Annotated in this window: 1 protein-coding gene; it reads right to left on the bottom strand. The window is 36.5% G+C overall.

Going from position 1 to position 631, the window contains the following annotated elements; translation table 11 throughout:
• Window positions 1-631 (bottom strand): oligosaccharide flippase family protein (locus tag AC1DRQ_RS32040; RefSeq protein ID WP_477430280.1); only part of this gene is annotated, 631 nt, incomplete at both ends.

The raw sequence follows: 631 nt of genomic DNA, 5'->3' as shown, positions 1-631 counted from the left end.
ATGCTAATGATGGTAAAAACACCAGCGCCTTAAAAATCTGCTGTTTCATTTCCCGGCCCGGCCTGCCTAACCCCCTCAATAAAGAAGTATTACCGCTAACCAAAAGGTGAAACATTACCGAGACTGATAATATCTGTAATGGCGCTACCGTTTGCTGCCATTTAGCACCAAAAACACTAATAATAAAATGATTGCCCTCAACTACAAAGAAAATCATTACCGGAAAAACAAACAAACAGTTAAATAACACCACTTTGAGGTAATACTTTTTAAGCGAAACCATATCATTTTGATTTTTGCCATAAATTGGGTACATCACATTATTAATAACAGCCATTAACCTACCCCTAAAAGTATCTGTTAATACAAAAGCCAGGGTATATATACCCAAAGAAGTTGCACCTAAAAGTTTTCCGATCAGTAAATAATCAATATTATTATACAGGTAATTCAATATGTTTGAACCTGTTGTATAAACACCAAAGCCAAAAACTTCCTTAAAGGCTTGTTTATCCATTATAAAAGCAGGTTTCCAGCCGGTAGCCTTAAAAAATAGTGGCATCGCAAAAAACACATTACCCACCGAGTTAAAAACCAAAGCCCATACACCGGCTCCCTTTAAAGCCATGAT

The sequence above is a fragment of the Mucilaginibacter sp. P4_E8 genome, from assembly GCF_056401495.1.
This window is presented reverse-complemented; position numbering and strand designations above follow the sequence as displayed.